Raw genomic sequence first — 19,856 nt, forward strand, 5'->3', positions numbered from 1 at the left:
AGGAAGGACCAAGGTGTCGGCTCAGCTTCCTGGGCATCCTCCCCCGGACTCCGGCAGGGGTCATCCCCTGCTCCTGGTGGTCGATCCCGCGGCGCGCGCCGTCGACGGCGAATCCGTCAGGATCGCCAAGGATGTGCTCTGCGCGGGCGCGGCCTCCGTGAAGATCGCGCTGCCCGACTCCGTAGAGGAGGTCGAACGCGCGCTGGCGCACCGCGGGCGGCGGCACCCCGTGGTGCTCGGCGACGACGCGGCGCTGCTGCGGATGGTGCGGATGCTGCACCGCGACCGCGCGCTGCACGACTGCCCGGTGTCACTGGTGCCGATCGGACCGCGCTCCGCGCTGGCCCGGGCGCTGGGGGTGCCGGGCCAGGTGCCCGCGGCGGCCCGCGCGGTGCTCGACGGCACCGCGCGCGAACTCGACCTGCTGGTGGACGAGAGCGGCGGCATCGTGCTGGGCGCGCTGAGCATCCCGTGCGGCGCGCCGGTCTCGCAGACCGCCGCGCACTGGTGGACCCCGGTGGAGAAGACCGCGCGCTCGCTGGTGCGCACGCTGACGGCGCCGATCCCGGTCAACGGGCAGCCGCCGCCGCGGGCACAGCGGCTGCGGGTGGAGGCGGACGGGGTGCTGCTGACGGACCTGGACCAGCCGGTGCACGAGGTGTCGGTCCGCCCGGCACCGGCCGGCCTGGCCGAGATCCTGGTCCGCCGCACGGCGGGCGCGGCACAGGTGCGTACGACGGCGCGCAGCATCACCGTCTCCGGCCGGGACTTCCGCTACCGGGCGGATTCGGCGATCACCGGTCCGGTGCGGACCAGGACGTGGACGGTGGAGCCGTCGGCGTGGCGGCTGACGGTGCCGAGGTGAGCGGGTAGCGGGGGGCGCGATCAGCGCAGGTCCCGGCTTCACCAGGAGGCCGCGGGGGCTGCTGTCGATGTGCGGCTACCGCCTGCGCGGGCGTGATCAGCGCACGCCCCGGGCGCGCGGGCGTGATCAGCGCAGGTCCCGGCTTCACCCGGAGGCCGCGGGGGCCGCTGTCGATGTGCGGCTACCGCCTGCGCGGGCGCGACCAGCGCAGGTCCCGGCTTCACCAGGGGCGCGGGGAACTGCGCGACAAGCCCCCACCGGCGCGCGGACGGGGAAGGACCGGACCCGCGACGGCGGGTGGCCGCTCGCGCCCGGCTGTGGCGGCGCGCCGCCGGCTGAAGGCGAAAGGCCCCGGCGCACCGGGTCTCACGCGACCGCGCCGGAGGCGACGCCTCACCAACTGACCAGCAGCTCCTCCACCCCGCGGATCACATAGCCAGGCCGCCAGCGCGGCTCGGCGAGCAGCCGCATCCCGGGCGCGTGGCGGAGGAAGCGGCCGAAGGAGGCGCTGAGCTCCAGGCGGGCCAGCGGGGCGCCCAGGCAGTAGTGGATGCCGGCGCCGAAGGTGAGGTGGCGGTTGTCGGCGGCCGGGCGGGTGACGTCGAAACGGTCGGGGTCGCGGAAGCGGGCCGGGTCGCGGTTGGCGGAGCCGAAGAGCAGGGCGACCTCGGAGCCGCGCGGGATCACCGTGCCGCCGACCTCGATGTCGTCCAGTACCCACCGTTCGAACATCTGCAAGGGGGTGTCGTAGCGCAGCAGTTCCTCCACGCCGTCGCGCAGCCGGTCCGGCGACTCGGACAGCAGGGCCAGCTGCTCGGGGTGGTGGAAGAGGGTCAGCCAGCCGACGGTGGTGGTGTTGACGGTGGCCTCGTGGCCGGCGTTCAGCAGCAGCACGCAGGTGGAGATCATCTCCTGCTCGCTGAGGGTGTCCCCGTCGTCCTGGACCGCGATCAGCGCGCTGATCAGGTCCTCGCCGGGGTCGGTGCGGCGGGCGGCGATCAGTCCGCGCAGATAGCCGGAGAACTCCTCGCTGGCGGCGACCGCGCGGCGGGCGGTGTCCTCGGTGGGGTTCAGCTCGAACATGCCGGTGATCGCCGCCGACCAGGGCCGCAGCAGCCCGCGGTCGGCCGGCGGCACCCCCAGCATCTCGGCGATCACCGCGACCGGCAGCGGCTCGGCGACCCGGGCCAGCAGGTCGCCGCCGCCGTCGGCGTGGAAGGAGGTGACGAGTTCGGCGGCGAGCCGCTCCACGGTGGGGGCCAGCTGCTCCACCGTGCGCGGGGTGAAGGCCTTGGCGACCAGCCGGCGGATCCGGGAGTGCGCCGGGGCCTCCAGGTCGAGCAGCCCGTTGCCGTTGAGGGTGGTGAAGGGCTCGTTTTCTGGCGGCGGCGCGGTCCGGCCGAACTCCTGGTGGCTGAAGCGGTGGGTGTAGCTGCGGCCGAGCCGGCGGTCCCGCAGCAGGGCGCTGACGTCGTCGTGGTGCGGGATCAGCCACTGCCGGGTCGGCTCGAACCAGTGCGCGCGGCCGGCCGCGCGCAGGGCGTCATAGGCCGGGTACGGGTCGGCGACGAAGGTCTCCGACCAGGGGGCGAAGGGCGGCAGGGAAGGAGAGGGGGCGATGTGGTTCATGGCAGGTCGATGAGTCCGTGTTCTCGCAGGTAGACGAGTTGGGCCTGTACCGAGAGCTCGGCGGCGGGCCACAGCGTGCGGTCCACGTCGGCGTAGACGCGGGCGACGACCTCGTGGGCGGTGCGCAGTCCGGACTCCACGGCGGTCTCGACCTGGGCGAGCCGGTTGGCGCGGTGCGCGAGGTAGAACTCGACGGCGCCGCGGGCGTCGGCGAGCACCGGGCCGTGGCCGGGCAGCACGGTGTCCACGCCGCCGTCCACGGTGAGGGTCTGCAGCCGCCGCAGCGAGTCCAGGTAGTCGCCGAGCCGGCCGTCGGGGTGCGCGACCACGGTGGTGCCGCGGCCGAGCACGGTGTCGCCGGTCAGCACCGCGCTGTCGGCGGGCAGATGGAAGGAGAGCGAGTCGGCGGTGTGCCCGGGGGTGGCGATCACCTGGAGTTCCAGGCCGCCGGTGGTCACGGTGTCGCCCGCGGCCAGCCCCTCGTCGCCGAGCCGCAGCGCCGGGTCCAGCGCCCGTACCTGGGTGCGGGTCAGCTCGCCGAACCGGGCGGCGCCCTCGGCGTGGTCGGGGTGGCCGTGGGTGAGCAGGGTCAGCGCGATCCGCTTGCCCGCCTCCTCCGCGGTGGCGACCACCCGGGCGAGGTGCGCCTCGTCGAGCGGCCCGGGGTCGATGACGACCGCCAGCGGCGAGTCGGGCTCGGAGACGATCCAGGTGTTGGTGCCGTCCAGGGTCATCGGCGAGGGGTTCGGCGCGAGCACGCACAGCGCGCGGGCGGTGGCCCGGCCGCCGACGACGTCGCGGGGCTGCCCCGGCGGGGTCCCGGCGGTCACGGCTGCACGTCCCCGCCGCGCCGCGGGTCCACACCGCGTCCGGTGATCCCGCCCGGGCGAGGGGCGTCGGCCGGCCGCGAGGCCGGTGCAGGGCGCGGGGCGCGCGGGACGACCTTGGTGAACTCGTCGTGGCCCGGCCAGCTCAGCAGCACGGTGCCGTCGGCGCCGATCGCGGCGCGAGCCTGGATCGGGGTCAGGTCGCGGCTCGGGGCGGCGGCCAGCGCGGCGGCGGCGGAGCCGTAGGGGAGCAGGTCGCGCAGGGTGCTGATGGTGGGCGGCAGCATGACCATCTCGCCGCGGTCGTAGCCGGCCACCGCCTCGGCCGGCGGCAGCCAGACCGTACGGTCCGCCTCGCCCGACACGTCGCGGGTGCGCTGGCCGGGCGGCAGCACGGCGAGGAAGAACCAGGTGTCGTAGCGGCGCTCCTCGAACTCCGGGGTGATCCAGCGCGCCCACGGACCCAGCAGGTCAGAGCGCAGCACCAGGTCGCGGCGGGCCAGGAAGTCGGCGAAGGAGAGTTCGTGGGCGGCGAGGGCGGCGCGGTCGGCCTCCCAGTCGTCGGCGGTGGTGTCGGCCACAACGGTGTGGCCGTCCGGCCCGGCCAGCAGGACGCCCGACTCCTCGAACGTCTCGCGCACCGCCGCGCACACCACGGCCTGCGCGCGTTCGGCCGGGACGCCGAGCGCCGCCGCCCAGAAGTCCAGCCCGGGCCCGGCCCAGCGCACCGGCCGCTCGTCCCGCGCGTCCACCCCACCGCCCGGATACGCGTAAGCGCCTCCGGCGAAGGCCATCGAGGCGCGCCGCCGCAGCAGGTGAACGGCGGTCCCGCCCCCGTCGCGATCCCGCAGCAACAACACGGTGGCCGCGGCCCGCGGCACCACCGCCGTCAGCTCCCCCCGCGCGAGCGCCCGAATCCGCTCCGGCCACGAGGCGGGCACTCCGGACGCGTTGATGCTCATGTCCGGATGCTACGTGCATCCACTCCCCTTGCTCGACCCCCGCCGGCCTCTTCCCCGGCTGCCCGCCGGCGGCCGGGGCTGCGCCCCGGCTACCCCAGGTCTGTTCCTTCGGCTGCCCGCCGGTGGTGGGCTGGTCGCGCAGTTCCCCGCGCCCCTTCAGGGCCACGTTTCGCCCTCGGCCACCCACGGCGGGAGGCCGCTCGCGGCCGGCTATTCGGAAAGCTCGACCTGGATCTCCACCTCGACCGCCGCGTCCAGCGGCAAGGACGCCACGCCCACGGCGGACCGCGCGTGCACGCCCTTCTCGCCGAGCACCTCGCCGAGCAGCTCACTCGCCCCGTTCACCACAGCCGGCTGGCCGGTGAAGTCGGGAGCGGAGGCCACGAAACCCGTCACCTTCACCACGCGGGCGATCCGGTCGAGATCGCCGGCGACCGAGGCGACAGCCGCCAGCGCGTTGAGCGCGCACGTACGGGCCTGCTCCTTGGCCGCCTCGGGCGTGATCTCCGCGCCGACCTTGCCGGTGGCGGGCATCTTGCCGTCGACCATCGGCAGCTGGCCGGAGGTGTACACGTACCTGCCCGACTGCACCGCGGGCTGGTAGGAGGCGAGCGGCGGTACGACCGCGGGCAGCGTCAGCCCCAGCTCGGCCAGCCGCGCCGCGACAGCGCCCCCGCTCATGCCTGCTTCTCCCGCTTGAGGTACGCCACCAGCTGCTCGGAGTTGTTCGGCCCCGGCACGACCTGGACCAGCTCCCAGCCGTCCTCGCCCCAGGTGTCAAGGATCTGCTTCGTCGCGTGCACCAGCAGCGGCACGGTCGCGTATTCCCACTTCGTAGCCATACGGCGACTGTAATGCCTCCGCCGCCGCCCCAACGGCCACCCCGCCACCCCCGATCAGTCACCCGCGACGCCCCCGCGCCGGCCCCCGCCAGCCCCGCGCGAAGCGCCCCCGCCGCACCCCCTCCCCCGCGCGCCGCCACCCGAACAGCCATCCACCCGCTTATCCCACCCCATCAGTGGTTAGGCTCCCAAGGGTGAGCCCTCAACAGTCATCAGCCGCCAGGCTGCACATCGTGACCGGCAAGGGCGGCACGGGAAAGACCACGGTCGCCGCCTCACTGGCGCTCGCCCTCGCGGCCGAGGGCCGCCGCGTGCTGCTCGCGGAGGTCGAGGAGCGGCAGGGCATCGCCCAGCTCTTCGAGACCGAGGCGCTGCCGTACGCGGAGCGGAAGATCGCGTCGGCGCCCGGCGGCGGCGAGGTGCACGCGCTCGCCATCGACGCCGAGCTGGCGATGCTCGACTACCTCGACCTGTTCTACAAGCTCGGCCGGGCCGGCCGGGCCCTGAAGAAGCTCGGCGCGATCGACTTCGCGACCACCGTCGCACCCGGCCTGCGGGACGTGCTGCTGACCGGCAAGGTCTGCGAGGCCGTCCGCCGCAAGGACAAGGCCGGCTGGCCGGTCTACGACGCCGTGGTGCTGGACGCCCCGCCCACCGGCCGGATCACCCGGTTCCTGAACGTCAACGACGAGGTGGCCGGCCTGGCCAGGGTCGGGCCGATATACAACCAGGCGCAGGCCGTGATGCGGGTGATCAAGTCCGCGCAGACCTCGATCCACCTGGTCACCCTGCTGGAGGAGATGCCGGTCCAGGAGACCATGGACGGCGTCGCCGAGCTGCGCGCCGCCGGACTGCCGGTCGGCGCCGTCATCGTCAACATGCTGCGTCCGGTCCTGCTGTCGGACGCCGAACTGGCCGCGGTCGGCAGCCCTCCGTCGGGCAGCGGCAACGGACAGGCCAAGCGCCGTACCGCCGTCGCCAAGGCGCTGTCGCAGGCCGGCCTCGGCGGGGCCAGGCGCGGCGGGGTGGCCGAGCGGCTGGTCGATCCGCTGCTCGCGCAGGCGCACGAGCACGCCGAGCGGGTCGTCCTGGAGCGCGAGCAGCGCGCCGAGATCGGCGGGCTCGGCCTGCCGGTGCGCGAGCTGGAGCTGCTGAGCGACGGCGTCGACCTCGGCGGCCTCTACCGGCTCGCCGACAGCCTGCGCAAGCAGGCCGCGGCCGTCCCGCTGCCGGACAGCGGCCTCGCCGACATCCCCGACGAGGGCGGCCTGGACGCGGACGCGGCCCGGATCGCGGCCGCTCAGGAAGACGACGGCCACACCGACGACGAGGGACCCGAGGTCGGAGACAGATGAGCCTGGAGAGCCCCCTGCTGGAGATCGACCCGCTGCTGGACGACCCGAAGACCCGGATCATCGTCTGCTGCGGCTCCGGCGGCGTCGGAAAGACCACCACCGCGGCGGCGCTCGGCGTCCGGGCGGCCGAGCGCGGCAGGACCGCGGTCGTCCTCACCATCGACCCGGCCCGCCGGCTCGCCCAGTCGATGGGGCTGACCGAACTCGACAACACCCCGCGCGAGGTGGCCGGAATTGATCGGTCGGCCGGCGGCACCCTGCACGCGATGATGCTCGACATGAAACGGACGTTCGACGAGGTCGTCGTGCAGCACTCCGACCCCGAACGTGCCAGGGCCATCCTGGAGAACCCGTTCTACCAGTCGCTGTCGGCCGGATTCGCCGGCACCCAGGAGTACATGGCGATGGAGAAGCTGGGCCAGCTGCGGGCCCAGAACGCCTGGGACCTGATCATCGTCGACACCCCGCCGAGCCGCAGCGCGCTCGACTTCCTCGACGCCCCCAAGCGGCTCGGCTCGTTCCTGGACGGCCGGTTCATCAAGCTGCTGATGGCGCCGGCGAAGGTCGGCGGCCGGGCCGGGGTGAAGTTCCTGAACATCGGGATGTCGATGATGACCGGCACCCTCAGCAAGGTGATGGGCACCGGGCTGCTGCGTGACGTGCAGACCTTCGTGGCCGCCATGGACACCATGTTCGGTGGCTTCCGCACCCGCGCCGACGCCACGTTCCGGCTGCTCCAGGCGCCGGGCACGGCGTTCCTGGTGGTCGCCGCGCCGGAACGGGACGCGCTGCGCGAGGCGGCCTACTTCGTGGAGCGGCTGGCCGCCGAGGACATGCCGCTGGCCGGCCTGGTGCTCAACCGGGTGCACGGCAGCGGCGCCGCCCAGCTCACCGCGGAACGCGCGCTGGCCGCCGCCGAGGCGCTGGAGGACGCGGCCGACGACGCGGACGACGCACACGAGGGCGCGGACGAAGGCTCCCGCGACGCCGAAGCGGAAAAACTCGAAGACAGCCGCATTGTGGATCTACCGCACGGGAAGGCTGACTCCCGGAACCCCGGCCGTACCCCCGACAGTACGGCTGATTCGGCTGATCCCGCTGATCCGGCTGCCCAGGAGCGCACACAAGGAGGCCCGCAGGCCCGAACCGAACGGCTCGCTGCCGGACTGCTGCGCCTGCACGCCGAACGCATGCAGGTGGTCGCGCGGGAACGAAGGACCCGCGACCGTTTCGTGTCGGTGCACCCGGAGGTCCCGATGGTGGACGTGACGGCGCTGCCCGGCGACGTGCACGATCTGCCCGGCCTGCGGGCGATCGGTGACCGGCTGGCAGACGGTCGTCCCACGGCGGCGTAAGCCCACAGCCACGTAGGCCCCCGGGGCCTCAGCCGGCAGCCGCGTAGTCGTCCTCGTCGTCGAGCGGCAGCAGCCCCGTGCTGCGTTCGTACTCCGTGCGTGCCGTCTCCAGCAGCTGGCGCCACGAGGTCACGGTCGGCCGGCGGCGCAGCAGCGCACGGCGTTCACGCTCGGTCATACCCCCCCACACACCGAACTCCACCCGGTTGTCGAGCGCGTCGGCCAGGCACTCGGTCCGCACCGGGCAGCCGGTGCACACCGCCTTGGCCCGGTTCTGGGCCGCACCCTGGACGAACAGCTCGTCCGGATCAGTGGTCCTGCACGCCGCTTGCGTGCTCCAGTCGGTTACCCAGCTACTCATGCTGGCGCCGTCCTCTCCCGAATCGAGGCTCCCCCACGGCGGCAAGCGGCATATTCACCGTTGCCAGTTGAGGACGTTACGGAAGGTAGGCGCGGCGCAACAGCCCTTTCAGGCCCAATCTTGCATGGCCCGAATGGACTATGCGTGCGCGGCAGATCACCCAGCGGAGTGAGCGAGCGCCAAAACGGAACTATCGGACGTATCTCGACAGTTCACCCTGCGGAGGGGCCAAGTCCCTCGGCATATGCCCAAATTCGGACAGTTCTCATCACTCACAAGAGTGACAAAGGAAGACAGTGACGCTCCCGACGTTCGCGCCCCGTCCGTTACAGAGTAGGCGAACAGTTGGGCGCACGTCCGGGAAATGACAACGTAGGCTGCCTTCATGGCTCACAAGCGTTCCGGCGGGGGGCTCACCACGGCCCAGCAAGCCGCCAAGTTCCTCGGTGTCAGCGTGCTCGCCGGCGTGGTCCTGGCAGGGATCGCCCTGCCCGCCGCCGGTGCGCTCGGCCTGTCCGCGAAGGGTACGGCCGCGGGCTTCAACGATCTGCCGGGCGAGCTCAAGGCGCCACCGCTGAGCCAGGCCTCCAAGATCCTCGACGCCAACGGCGGTCTGATCGCGACCGTCTACTCGCGGGACCGCACCGTGATCCCTATCACGCAGATGAGCCCCAACATCCTCAACGCGCTGGTGGACATCGAGGACGCGCGCTTCTACGAGCACGGCGCCCTCGACGTGAAGGGCATCCTGCGCGCCCTGAGCAACAACGCCTCGGACGGCAGCACCCAGGGCGCCTCCACGCTCACCCAGCAGTACGTGAAGAACGTCTTCGTGGAGGAGGCCGGTGACGACGCGACCAAGGTCGCCCAGGCCACCCAGCAGACCGTGGGCCGCAAGATCAAGGAGATGAAGTACGCGATCCAGGTCGAGAAGGAGCTCGGCAAGAAGAAGATCCTGGAGAACTACCTCAACATCACGTTCTTCGGCGAGCAGGCGTACGGCATCCAGGCCGCCTCGCAGCGCTACTTCAGCACCGACGCCAGCAAGCTCACCCTCCCGCAGGCGGCGATGCTGGCCGGCCTGGTGCAGTCGCCGAGCCTCTACGACCCGATCGCCGACGCGCAGCAGGCCATCGACCGGCGCAACGTCGTACTGACCCGGATGGCGCAGCTCAAGGACATCACCCCGGCGCAGGAGGCGGCCGCCAAGAAGGCGCCGCTGGCGCTGAAGGTGAGCAGCCCGAAGAACGGCTGCATCACCGCGGTCAACGGCGCCGGCTTCTTCTGCGACTACGTCCGCGAGACGTTCCTGCAGAACGCCGCCTTCGGGAAGACGAAGGAGGAGCGCGCCAAGACCTGGGACATCGGCGGTCTGACCATCAAGACCACGCTCGACCCCAAGGCGCAGGCGTCGCTGCTGTCGAGCGTCAACAAGCACGTCTACAAGACGGACGTCATCGCGGCGGCCGACACGATGGTGCAGCCGGGCACCGGCAAGATCGTCGCCATGGGCCAGAGCAAGCCGTACGGCTTCGGCAAGAACGAGACGCAGATCAACTACTCGGTCAACATGGACATGGGTAACAGCGGCGGCTTCCAGAACGGATCGACGTTCAAGCCGATCACCGCGGCGGCGGCGCTGGAGGCGGGCTACAAACCGGCGCAGGCGTATCCGTCGCCGTACCAGACGACGTACCCCGACGTGACGACGTGCAGCGGGCAGACCCTTCACAGCACTGCCCACACGCAGAACGAGATGCCGACCGAGGTCGGGCCCTACGCGATGCCGGACGCGCTCAAGCACTCGATCAACACGTACTTCCTGGCCCTTGAGCACGACATCGGCCTGTGCCCGATCATGAAGATGGCCGACAAGCTCGGCTTCGGACGGGCCGACGGCAAGCCGTTGCGCGAGGGCGCGTCCCTCACGCTCGGCGTCAACGAGGTGTCGCCGCTCACCGTGGCCTCCACGTACGCCGCCTTCGCCAACCGTGGCGTGTACTGCACGCCGATCGCGATCGAGGCGGTCACGTCGCCGGCGGGCAAGGCGCTGCCGGTGCCGAAGAGCATCTGCTCGCGGGCCATGTCGCAGCAGACCGCGGACACCCTGAACACCATGCTCAAGGGCGTGGTCGACGACGGTACGGGCACCGCGGCCAACCTCCCCGACCGCGACACCGCGGGTAAGACGGGTACCACCGACGACCGTCTGGACGCCTGGTTCGCCGGCTTCACGCCGAACCTGGCCTCCGCGGTGTGGATGGGCGACCCGGGCGGCCACGGCGAGAAGCACCGCAAGGAGATGAGCAACATCACCATCGGCCCCAAGCACTTCTACGGTGGTGTGCAGGGCGCCGACGGCCCCGCGCCGATCTGGCAGGCCGCGATGTCCGGCGCGCTCGACGGCGTGCCGCCGGAGTCGTTCGTCACGGTGCCGCTGAACGCGCCCGACCCGAAGAAGCAGAACCCGCCGGCCACGCCCGGCGACACCACCACCCCGCCGGCCGCCGGCGACGGCAAGAACCACGGCGGCCACGGCCACCACGGCGGAGCGACGACGATGGGCAACACCGGCGCCCCCATCACCGGCGCCCCGGTGACAGGCGGCGGAGCCACAAACGAGGGCGCCGCAAACCAGGGCACGACGTCCGGCTCAACCGCCGGAACGACCACGGGCACGACCGCGGGCACGGCAGGGACGACGAACGCCGGCACCACGGCCGGCGGCAGCCCGAACCCGTTCCCCTCGCTCCCCGGCCTGACAACGGGCGGCACGGGCCAGAACGGCCCGTAGGGGCGGTGGGTTGACGCGGTAAGGGGCGCCTTCGGTTGGGGGCGCCCCTTACGTTTGGGGGGCGGGGGCCCCGAGGGGCCGCGCGGGGCGGGGCCGGGCCGCGAGCCCAGACGGGCCCCGAAGGGGCGAGCGCAGCCGGGAGCGCGGGGCGGGGCCGGGCCCCAAAGGGGCGCGGGACTGTACCTGACCTGCGGCTCCGCCGCGCGGGCGCGAGGCGGGCCGGGCCCGAAGGGCGCGCGGGACCGGGAGCGCGGGGCCGGGCCGGGCCCCAAAGGGGCGCGGGGAACTGCGCGACCAGCCACAGCGCACCGGCACTCGGGCGACAACGCGGCGGAAGCCGGGGCCGCAGGCCCCAAAGGGGCGCGGGGAACTGCGCGACCAGCCACAGCGCACCCGCACCGTGGCGACAACCCGGCGGAAGCCGGGGCCCCGGGCGCAGCCCGGACACCCCCCACGACCGGCGTCAGCCAGCAAGCTGGCGCTTCACCTCCGCCGCAACCCGCCCACCCTCCGCCAACCCCGCCACCTTCGGAGAAACGATCTTCATGACCGCCCCCATCCCCCGCGGCCCCTCCGCCCCCGACTCCGCGACGGCCTCGCGGACGATCACCGCCAGCTCCTCGTCCCCGAGCTGCTTGGGCAGGTACTCCGCGAGCACCTCCCCCTCCGCCCGCTCCCGCTCCGCGGACTCCGTCCGCCCGCCCTGCGCGAAGGCCTCCGCCGCCTCCCGCCGCTTCTTCGCCTCCCGGCCGATCACCTTCAGCACCTCCTCGTCGGAGAGCTCGCGGGCGGCGGTACCGGAGACCTCCTCCTTGGTGACGGCGGTCAGGGTGAGCCGGATCGTGGCGGAGCGCAGTTCGTCGCGCGCCCTGATGGCCGAGGTAAGATCGTCCCTCAGCCGCTGCTTGAGCGTCGTGGTCATGCCCCGATTTTCGCACCCCGGGCGCGCCCCGGCGCCCCATTAACCCCGGGGCCCACCCCGAAGCGCCCACCCGCACCCCCGCGACCCACGACCCGCGCGAAGAGCGAGCGCAGCCGAAGCGCCGCCGGCCCGCCGACTCTGACACGATGGGCGTATGCGCGCGCGATACGGAATCCCCCTCGGTGTGACGGCGACCGCAGCGGCCTGCGTGGCTTATGCGGCCGGATTCGAAGCGCGGTCGTTCCGGCTGCGGCGCGTCGAGGTCCCGGTGCTGCCCGACGGCATGCGCCCGATCCGTGTCCTGCAGCTCTCCGACATCCACATGGTGTCCGGCCAGAAGAAGAAGCGCCGCTGGCTCCAGTCGCTGGCGGGCCTGTGCCCGGACCTGGTGGTGAACACCGGCGACAACCTGTCGGACCCCACCGCCGTCCCCGAAGTGCTGGACGCCCTGGGGCCGTTGCTCCGCTTCCCCGGCACCTACGTGTTCGGCTCGAACGACTACTACGGGCCCAAGTTCCGCAACCCGGGCCGCTACCTGCTGGAGAAGGCCCGCGGCCAGCACGGTCTGAACGGCAAGGACCACACCGCGCACGGCGTCATCCGCAACCCCTGGGGCGACCTGCGGGACGCGTTCGACGCGGCCGGCTGGGTCGGCCTGAGCAACACCCGCGGCCGGATCAAGCTGGACCACGGCCCGGTGCTCGGCCTGACCGGCCTGGACGACCCGCACATCAAACGCGACCGCTACGCCCCGGTGGCCGGCGGCCCCGACCCGGACACCGACTTCAACCTGGCCCTGGTCCACGCCCCCTACCTGCGCGTCCTGGACGCCTTCACCGCCGACCGCTACCCGCTGATCCTGGCCGGCCACACCCACGGCGGCCAGATCTGCGTCCCCTTCTACGGCGCCCTGGTCACCAACTGCGACCTCGACACCGACCGCGTGAAGGGCCTCTCCACCCACACGGCCACCGGCTCCACGTCCTACCTCCACGTCTCCGCCGGCTGCGGCGCCAACCGCTACACCCCCGTCCGCATCGCCTGCCCCCCCGAAGCCACCCTCCTCACCCTCACCCCCCAAAACCGGATTTCGCCTCCGGCCCCCCGTCCGCTAAAGTAAACGACGTTGCACCGGGGTGTGGCGCAGCTTGGTAGCGCGCTTCGTTCGGGACGAAGAGGCCGTGGGTTCAAATCCCGCCACCCCGACTGGTGACACTGCAGGTGAGGGGCGGTCTTCCGGTTCGGAAGACCGCCCCTCACGGCGTTCCGGGGCCCCTCTGGGAGAAAATTGGGAGAGGATCTTGGTCGGGGATGGGGTCGGCGACCCGAGCGACTTCCTTGCGGATGTAGCGCGACTTCCGCGGCTGGGAAGGCGAACGGGTCTGGCTCAACAACCATCTCGCGCTGACAGGGACCTTCCGTGCCGGCGGACACGTCCACCTGCGCTGGACCCTGCGGTTATTGAGCCCCGCCCCAGTCGGCCGGGCGCGACGGACCGATGAACGCATGAGCCCAGCGTTCTGGCGGTACGTTCGCAGGCGGTGGACGACGGAGGTGCTGGTGTACCTCGTCGTCACGGCCGTAGCCACGAGATCCCGGACGCGCGCCGAGAATTCGGTAGATGGCTGCGCAGGCGAGAACCGGTTCCGGCTCACCTTCTGTGGAATTGGGTGGGGCAAGTGCGCGGGGCGGGGCGGTCACCGCAGGCCGTATTGGTAAAGCCGAGTTCTGGCACCCTGTTCCCATGGACGCGACGGCTACTGCAGAGGACATCACCGAGGCTGCATGGAGGAGGCTTCTCGTCTCCGACCGCGTGGACGGCGATGTTGTCCGCGCCGCGTACGCCGAGCCTAGGCTGCGTGGGGACGAGCGGGCCGTGGGGGCTGGAGGGCACAGGACTTCAGGAAAGTCGAGCCAGAGCCCGTTCGCGCGGACAGAGCCAGCCGAGGCCACGGTGTTTCTTCCTCTCAAGCCCCCGAGCCGTCTCGCATGTCGACGAACCCGGTCTCGATGTCGCCCAGGAAGGTGACGGCCTCCCTGCCGACGCCGAGAGCGTCGAGCAGGACGTCAAGCGCCGCATCGACGTCGGCATGATCTCGGCTGACCCAGACGAAGACGTCGGGAGCAGGGCCGCCCTCCAGACGGCTGAGCGCGAAGTGGAACTTCCGGATGCTGAACATCGCCGCATCCACCCAGCCCAGGTCCTCCCAGCTCCGCTCGACATCCAGCCGCAGCCGCGCGGCCAGCACATCCAACGAGGGCGACAGACCTGCCACGAGCCGGAACGAGCTCGTGGCGTACTCCCACAGGCCCCGCTGGAAAGCCGGGTTGCGCTTCCCGCCCTGATATACCGGCGCCCGTTCCCAATCCGGTTCCGGCCCAGGAACCTCGACCTCGAGTTCCGCCACGCGCCCTCCCAGCCGCCGCTGCCGCATCGCGATGTCCACTCTAATCCGGCCCTTCGGTAGGGCGGCAGGGTCAACAACCCGACGAACGTATGCGGGCACAGCACCAGCATTGACCGACCCGGGAACCGTTCTCCCGGATCCTGCGTGACCTGTCTACGTTGTCGGCTGGTAATGAGGGGCCCGATGAGACGCCGTCCCGCCCGAGACCGCGGACGAACGCGCCCGTACCGCCGTACGCGGCCGAGCTCTGGTCCGCACGGCCCTCGGCGCGAGTCACCCGGCCACGCCGGCCGCCGCAATGCACGGCGGCAGGACACCGAGCTCGCGAAGGGCACAGAACTGCTGGCGCGGGGACGAGCGGAGGATGCCGAGCGGTTGCTCGGGAAGCTCGGGCGCAGACGAGAGGCAGAGCACCGCCCAGCGGACCCGCTTGCCCGCGCCCGCGGCTGCGGCTGCGGCTGCGGCTGCGGCGCAGATCACCGCACTCAACCCTGCCGCCGCTGAGACCGCGGCGCGGACCGCGCTCGCAGCCCACGAAGCCCGGCTCGCCGCCGGTCACCAGGACGCCCAGGCGCTCAGGATCCATCTGGCCTCCGCCCTCAGCGTGCTTGGCCGCCACGAGGACACGCTTGCGATCATGGCGTCCGCACGTCCGCACGTCCGCCGCCGCGGCCTCGGAGACCCACTTCGACCCCACACACCCCAGAACGGTGGCGCCCCGCACGGCGGCCTCCTAGGGTCTGCCCTTCGTGCCCCCCACAGCCAAAACTGCTTGGACGTCGTCGGTGACGGTGCCATCGGGATTGCGGCCGAAGGCCGCCGCAAGTACGGCGGGGAGGTCAACCTCTGCGACGTCCGTACGTACCTCCGCCAGCACGCGCGGGAACTCCTCGTCGTCTATGGCGCCCCCGTGTTCCCGGCGCAGTCGGTGGATGACCTCCACGAGGTCCGGCCGCAGCCGCATCCAAGCGCGAGACGTGCGGATCTCCTCCTCGACCTGACCCATGAACCAGCGCATGACCTCGTACGGAACGTCCAAGTGGCGCCCAGCAGGGACGAAACACACCGTCGGCTCCCGTGCCGGATCCTCGTCGGGGACGATCGTCATCACGACCGTCCGCCGATCGGCAGCGAGGTCCAACTCCAGGTACCAGGCGTCGTCTGCTACGGAGTACATCGCGGTGAGCGCGTAATCACCGTTCGGGGCCGGAGTGGGCATGGCCGCATGCTTGCAGGCCGCCCGGTGGCTGCCAAACCACTATTTTCCCGCGTCCCGGACACACGCCGTGCGATGCACGAAAAACGCCCCGGCCCACTGCTGAAACGACGCGGGAGGCCTCCGTGGTCCTACTCGGTATGGGCGGTCCGCGGTGCCATCGGGTGCATGGCCATGCGGGAACCGATCACCGCTACACGGCTCAGCATGTCGGTCACCTCGGCCAAGGTAGCCGTCGGCGGCAGAACGAAACGGGCGCCGAAATGCACTTCACCACTGAGCGCGGCCTGTCTTTCGCCGAAGCCGTAGCCGAGGAAGACGGGGCTGCCCAACTGCCGCAGCCGCGCCACACCGTCGATCTCCCACGGAAGCTTCTTGCGAGGAGGATGCGCTCGCCACGGTATCCAGTGCTCGGCTGCGAGGTACTCCCGCCACAGGACGTTCAGGTGATCCCAGTCGTAAGTCCGGGACGAGGTGACGTTCTGCTGCACGAGGAAGAAGCGGACTTCTGGTCCGCGCAACCCTGAGCCGTCGGTCAGTTTGCCGACGTCCTGAGTCGGCAGATGCTCGGTCGCCTCCCAGCGCACCGTGTAACTGCTGCCCGGAACAGGCGCATCAACCATGGCGGCGTACAGACCGCCGGAGCCGATCTCCTGCACCGCCGAAGAAGACCCCGGAGGAACGCCGACGTTCTCGCGGAGGTAGGCAGAACGCAGCCGCAACCCGAGGTACAGATCGTCCCCCTCGACCTGGTTCCACACCGTCGCGCCGTCGACGGCAGACACCGTTGCGGCGATGTGACGCAGCCATGCCGCCGCGGTCGTCGCCACCCAGGGAACCGATGACGAGACGAACGGGTCGAGCAGGCCCTCCCACGTCCGGTTGTCCCACTCCACCGCGTGCTCGGTGTTGAGGCGCAGGCGTAGCAACGAGACGGCGAGGAACCGGCAACCCTCACGGTCGGACTCATCGACGTACCGGTAGTAGCGCTCCAGTTGCTCATCACCGAGCCCGGCCAGCAGCTTGACCTCGATGACGGCCACCGTCCGACCGTCGGATTCGACGACCAGGTCGGGCCGATCCGACAGCTTGCGGGCCCGCGACTTGGCCACTTCCCGGCGGATGACCAGCGGGGCGTCACCAGCAATTCCCAGGCTGTGGCGGGTCGTCATCTGATCAGCGTCCATCAGGGTGGCGAGCAGGTCGCTCCAAGCGTTCTCGGAGTTGATGGAGAGCAAGTACCGAAGGTTCGGCGTGGCGGTCATCCGGCATCACCACTCCGTTCCCGGGCGACCTCGTCGATCGCTTGTATCTCTTTAGCGCATCCCCAGGACAACATGACGCCCGCACCTCCGTGGCCGTAGTTGTGCACCACCAGGGTGCCGTCGTCGAGCCGGTCCTGGGCCCGGCATTCGGGTCAGCGGCCACCGAAGCGACCGCTCGATTCGGCCGCCAGGACTTCGCGGGCCCGGTGAGCACAGTCGAAATGGAGAACCTGATGAGCACTGGGAGCGCAGCGACAACCGCCAGACTCTGCCGAACTGGGTGAGCACCGCGCTCGGTCGCACCGGGGATGTGGCGGGAAACACCGTGTGCCGGGTGAGAGAAGCCGTGCCAGAGAAGGTCAAGGAGCCGATCCGTCGCCCAGGTGACGCCGTCGCCAACGACTCGGGCGGGCCGGCTCCAAGGTGTCGGTTCAGGACGTGGCCAAGGTCGTGCCGGTCGTAGGTGTCCTTGTCGGTGCCGGCATGAATGCCGCGATCCTCGGCAGGGTGGCCGCCGACGCCCAGCAGTACTGCCAGACCCGCTTCCCGTGCGAAAAATACGGACTGCCGACGCCGAATGCCTCGCGCGACACACCCCCGTCTAAAGCGACGAGAAGCGGCTTGAACGTACAACCACCGGCTGTTCTCAGGCATCTCACATCTTGTGCGACTGGCCGCGGGGCAGTCATGTGTCCACAAGGGGACTCAGTGAGCAGTGTCGGAAGATCCCGTCTGGCTGCCGTGACCGCGGTCGCGGTCACGCTGGCGGGCGGTCTCGTCGCCGGCGTCACCTCGTCGGCGTCGGCCGCATCGGCGGCGTCGTGCGCGACGAACACCTACACCCGGCAGTTCTTCGCCAACACCGTCTTCTCCGGCGCGGCGAAGCGCACGGACTGCGACGCCTCGATCGCCGAGAACTGGGGCACCAACTCGCCCGGCGTGGCCGGTGTCGGCCCGGACAGCTTCGGTGTCCGATGGAGCGTGAACCGCGACTTCGGCTCCGGCGGCCCGTTCACGTTCGCCGCCTCCGGCCAGGACGGCATCCGCGTCTACCTCGACGGCGTACGCAAGATCGACCTGTGGAAGAACGGCGCCACCACCGTCTCCAAGACGGTCGACCTCACCGTCCCCAAGGGCACGCACACCCTCCGCGTCGACTACGTCAACTGGAACGGCGCCGCCGCCGTCAACTTCGGCTATACGCCGGGAGGTTCCGGCTGGGACCACTTTCCCCCGCTCGCGCCCGCCGGGTTGAAGGTGGTGTACGACAAGGGCACCCACTCCGCCACCCTCACGTGGGCGCCCAACAAGGAGATGGATCTGGCCTCTTACCCCTATCAGGTGTACCGACAGATCGGGGACAGCGGCTGGGACCTCGCTTCGGGGCCGATCAACAAGACCACCTGGACCGACCCCGACGTGTCGCAGGACGGCAGGCTCCGCCAGTACACCGTCGAGGCCGAGGACCGCGTGGGGAACGTGTCCGTGAGGGCCTCCGCCCTGACGGTCAGCCCGCCCGACACCACCGTTCCGACGGCACCCGTCCTCGCCGTCAATCACAAGACGGGCACCGCCAGTTCCCTGGACATCGGCTGGGACCAACCCGTCAACAACACCCAGCAGGAGCTGCTCGGCGGCGGCACCCTCGCCCTCTACCGCGCCACCGGCGACACCCTCGGTGACCACCCGGAACAGATCGCCACGTTGACGGCGGCCTCACCGTCGGTCGACGACTACGTGGACGCGCTGCCGGCGTTCGACGGCACCACCTACACCTACTCCGCCGCGGTCACCGACGCGGCGGGCAACGTGTCCCCGATGTCGAAGTCGGTCACGGTGACCCCGGACAGCGTTCCGCCGCCCGCGCTCACCGGCCTGACCGCGACGCCGCGCGCCGACGGCGTCGTCCTGAGCTGGGACCTCCCGGCCGAGAGCGGCCTGAGTTACACCGCCTTTCGTGTCATCCACCGTCCCGACGGCAGCATCCACTCCGACAGCACCGGCTGCCAGGACCTCGGCTCCGCCTATCCCGGCGAGGATGTACCGAACGCGCTGCTGTGCGCAGGAGCCCCGGACGGCGAGACGGTGACTTTCGCCGTCGTGGCGCTCGACCGGTGGGACAACCACATCGCCTGGACCGACGCCCCCACCGTCACCGTCACCGAACCCGACAACAGGCCCGACGACGCCCGCGGCGAGGAAACCGGCCCGCTCACCATCGTCAACCCCACCACGATGGGCACGTACGGAAACGTGCAGTGGACGTGCGACGACGAATCCGTCTGCGCCGGCGTCACCGAGTACCACGTGGACACCTGGAACCCCTCCACCCACACCTACGTACCTCGCAAAACCGTCCCGAGCTCCAAAGGCCCCCATTTTCAGGCGAGCCTGCCGGTGGTTCGAGGCGATACGACATACTTCCGGATCACCGGAGTCCGGACCGACGGCACCACCGCCGCCGTGAGGCACGGCGCGGCGTACTACGGCGCCATGCTGTGAAAGCCGGTGCCGGCTACCACCGTTGAGCGTCACACGTCCTCGCGTTCCCATCGACCCGACGATCTGGTTCCGCTCCAACGCCCGGACGAATTTCCTGGAGCGGAACCGCGATCCGCGATCGCTGTGCAGAATGCACCCGGCGACGTTTTCACGTCCGGCCACGGCATTTTCATGGGCTGAAGACGTCCTTGACCGCGCAGAGATACAGCTTCCCTTCTCCTGCTGCGTGTTCGGTGATGTCGGTGATGTCGGTGAGCCACAGACGGTTGGGTCCGGCGGCGGTGAAGTCGCGGCGGACGAGGTCGTCGTGCACGGGCGCTCCGGCCCCCTTCGCCCGGCCACGCTTCTTGCCGAACACCCTCCACCAGCGGTTGTCCCGGCAGAGTCCCTTCGTCGGTGGCCGCGCTACGCATCCACGTGAACAGCGTCATCAGACGTCACCCGGCCTGCACCAGACCCGACATCAGATCGCGTACGGCCTTCTGAAGGCTTACGTCCAGGCGTCGACAAATCAACTCATTGCGTTAGCCACAATCGGACGGCGTGATCGAGG

16 protein-coding genes, 1 tRNA gene and 2 pseudogenes are annotated in these 19,856 nt (G+C 71.0%); 8 read left to right on the forward strand and 11 right to left on the reverse strand.

What is annotated here, in order from left to right:
• The first annotated feature begins 73 nt into the window (after positions 1–73).
• Positions 74–865 (forward strand): diacylglycerol kinase family protein, encoded by a 792-nt coding sequence (locus tag ACQPW6_RS16990; RefSeq protein WP_433894561.1) that lies wholly within the window; start codon positions 74–76, stop codon positions 863–865.
• Positions 866–1,258: 393 nt separating this feature from the next.
• On the opposite strand, the gene ACQPW6_RS16995 is transcribed toward ACQPW6_RS16990, so the two are convergent.
• From ACQPW6_RS16995 to ACQPW6_RS17015, 5 genes are all read right to left on the reverse strand, one after another.
• Positions 1,259–2,494, reverse strand: a complete 1,236-nt coding sequence (locus ACQPW6_RS16995; protein ID WP_433890479.1) for a cytochrome P450 — start codon at positions 2,492–2,494, stop codon at positions 1,259–1,261.
• The gene (locus ACQPW6_RS17000; RefSeq protein ID WP_433890480.1) at positions 2,491–3,324 is read right to left on the reverse strand and encodes an MBL fold metallo-hydrolase; all 834 of its coding nucleotides are present in this window, start codon (positions 3,322–3,324) and stop codon (positions 2,491–2,493) included. The genes ACQPW6_RS16995 and ACQPW6_RS17000 overlap by 4 nt, the downstream gene beginning before the upstream one ends.
• On the reverse strand, positions 3,321–4,283 hold the full coding sequence (locus ACQPW6_RS17005) for an NUDIX hydrolase (protein ID WP_433890481.1): 963 nt from the start codon (positions 4,281–4,283) through the stop codon (positions 3,321–3,323). The genes ACQPW6_RS17000 and ACQPW6_RS17005 overlap by 4 nt, the downstream gene beginning before the upstream one ends.
• Positions 4,284–4,493: 210 nt before the next feature.
• On the reverse strand, positions 4,494–4,964 hold the full coding sequence (locus ACQPW6_RS17010) for a RidA family protein (protein ID WP_433890482.1): 471 nt from the start codon (positions 4,962–4,964) through the stop codon (positions 4,494–4,496).
• Positions 4,961–5,125: a DUF4177 domain-containing protein gene (locus tag ACQPW6_RS17015; protein ID WP_433890483.1), complete on the reverse strand. Its 165-nt coding sequence runs from the start codon at positions 5,123–5,125 to the stop codon at positions 4,961–4,963. Before ACQPW6_RS17015 ends, ACQPW6_RS17010 begins: the two co-directional genes overlap by 4 nt.
• A 194-nt stretch (positions 5,126–5,319) precedes the next feature.
• Here ACQPW6_RS17015 and ACQPW6_RS17020 point away from each other — a divergent pair, with 194 nt between their 5' ends.
• Entirely contained in the window at positions 5,320–6,480 is a 1,161-nt protein-coding gene (locus ACQPW6_RS17020; RefSeq protein ID WP_433890484.1) for an ArsA-related P-loop ATPase, read from the forward strand.
• The gene (locus ACQPW6_RS17025; protein WP_433890485.1) at positions 6,477–7,835 is read left to right on the forward strand and encodes an ArsA family ATPase; all 1,359 of its coding nucleotides are present in this window, start codon (positions 6,477–6,479) and stop codon (positions 7,833–7,835) included. The genes ACQPW6_RS17020 and ACQPW6_RS17025 overlap by 4 nt, the downstream gene beginning before the upstream one ends.
• Positions 7,836–7,863: 28 nt before the next feature.
• Here the strand turns inward: ACQPW6_RS17025 and ACQPW6_RS17030 are convergent, their stop codons facing one another.
• Positions 7,864–8,196, reverse strand: coding sequence for a WhiB family transcriptional regulator (locus ACQPW6_RS17030; RefSeq protein ID WP_433890486.1), 333 nt, complete (start codon positions 8,194–8,196; stop codon positions 7,864–7,866).
• A gap of 385 nt (positions 8,197–8,581) precedes the next feature.
• Here ACQPW6_RS17030 and ACQPW6_RS17035 point away from each other — a divergent pair, with 385 nt between their 5' ends.
• Positions 8,582–10,990 carry a transglycosylase domain-containing protein gene (locus tag ACQPW6_RS17035; protein ID WP_433890487.1) on the forward strand — a complete coding sequence of 803 codons (2,409 nt, stop codon included), beginning with the start codon at positions 8,582–8,584 and terminating at the stop codon, positions 10,988–10,990.
• Positions 10,991–11,453: 463 nt separating this feature from the next.
• Here ACQPW6_RS17035 and ACQPW6_RS17040 read toward each other — a convergent pair whose 3' ends face one another.
• Positions 11,454–11,912, reverse strand: a complete 459-nt coding sequence (locus ACQPW6_RS17040) for a GatB/YqeY domain-containing protein (RefSeq protein WP_433890488.1) — start codon at positions 11,910–11,912, stop codon at positions 11,454–11,456.
• 154 nt (positions 11,913–12,066) lie between these two features.
• On the opposite strand from ACQPW6_RS17040, the gene ACQPW6_RS17045 reads away from it, so the two are divergent.
• From ACQPW6_RS17045 to ACQPW6_RS17055, 3 genes and pseudogenes are all read left to right on the forward strand, one after another.
• Complete coding sequence (locus ACQPW6_RS17045; protein ID WP_433890489.1) at positions 12,067–13,032, forward strand: metallophosphoesterase; 966 nt, start codon at positions 12,067–12,069, stop codon at positions 13,030–13,032.
• 12 nt (positions 13,033–13,044) lie between these two features.
• Positions 13,045–13,118, forward strand: a tRNA-Pro gene (locus ACQPW6_RS17050).
• Between the two features lie 156 nt (positions 13,119–13,274).
• A pseudogene (locus ACQPW6_RS17055) lies at positions 13,275–13,631 on the forward strand (DUF6228 family protein); the annotation flags it as partial.
• Positions 13,632–13,879: 248 nt separating this feature from the next.
• Here the strand turns inward: ACQPW6_RS17055 and ACQPW6_RS17060 are convergent.
• The 3 genes from ACQPW6_RS17060 to ACQPW6_RS17070 all read right to left on the reverse strand — a co-directional run bounded on the left by ACQPW6_RS17060 (position 13,880) and on the right by ACQPW6_RS17070 (position 16,801).
• On the reverse strand, positions 13,880–14,320 hold the full coding sequence (locus tag ACQPW6_RS17060; RefSeq protein WP_433890490.1) for a hypothetical protein: 441 nt from the start codon (positions 14,318–14,320) through the stop codon (positions 13,880–13,882).
• A gap of 733 nt (positions 14,321–15,053) precedes the next feature.
• Complete coding sequence (locus tag ACQPW6_RS17065) at positions 15,054–15,539, reverse strand: hypothetical protein (protein ID WP_433890491.1); 486 nt, start codon at positions 15,537–15,539, stop codon at positions 15,054–15,056.
• 128 nt (positions 15,540–15,667) lie between these two features.
• Positions 15,668–16,801: a PD-(D/E)XK nuclease family protein gene (locus ACQPW6_RS17070; RefSeq protein WP_433890492.1), complete on the reverse strand. Its 1,134-nt coding sequence runs from the start codon at positions 16,799–16,801 to the stop codon at positions 15,668–15,670.
• Positions 16,802–17,542: 741 nt separating this feature from the next.
• Between ACQPW6_RS17070 and ACQPW6_RS17075 the strand changes: the two genes are divergently transcribed.
• Positions 17,543–19,303 carry a PA14 domain-containing protein gene (locus ACQPW6_RS17075; protein ID WP_433890493.1) on the forward strand — a complete coding sequence of 587 codons (1,761 nt, stop codon included), beginning with the start codon at positions 17,543–17,545 and terminating at the stop codon, positions 19,301–19,303.
• 36 nt (positions 19,304–19,339) lie between these two features.
• Here the strand turns inward: ACQPW6_RS17075 and ACQPW6_RS17080 are convergent.
• A pseudogene (locus ACQPW6_RS17080) lies at positions 19,340–19,688 on the reverse strand (IS3 family transposase); the annotation flags it as partial.
• Positions 19,689–19,856: the final 168 nt, after the last annotated feature.

It is taken from the genome of Streptomyces sp. CA-111067 (genome assembly GCF_050956065.1).
GTDB lineage: Bacteria > Actinomycetota > Actinomycetes > Streptomycetales > Streptomycetaceae > Actinacidiphila.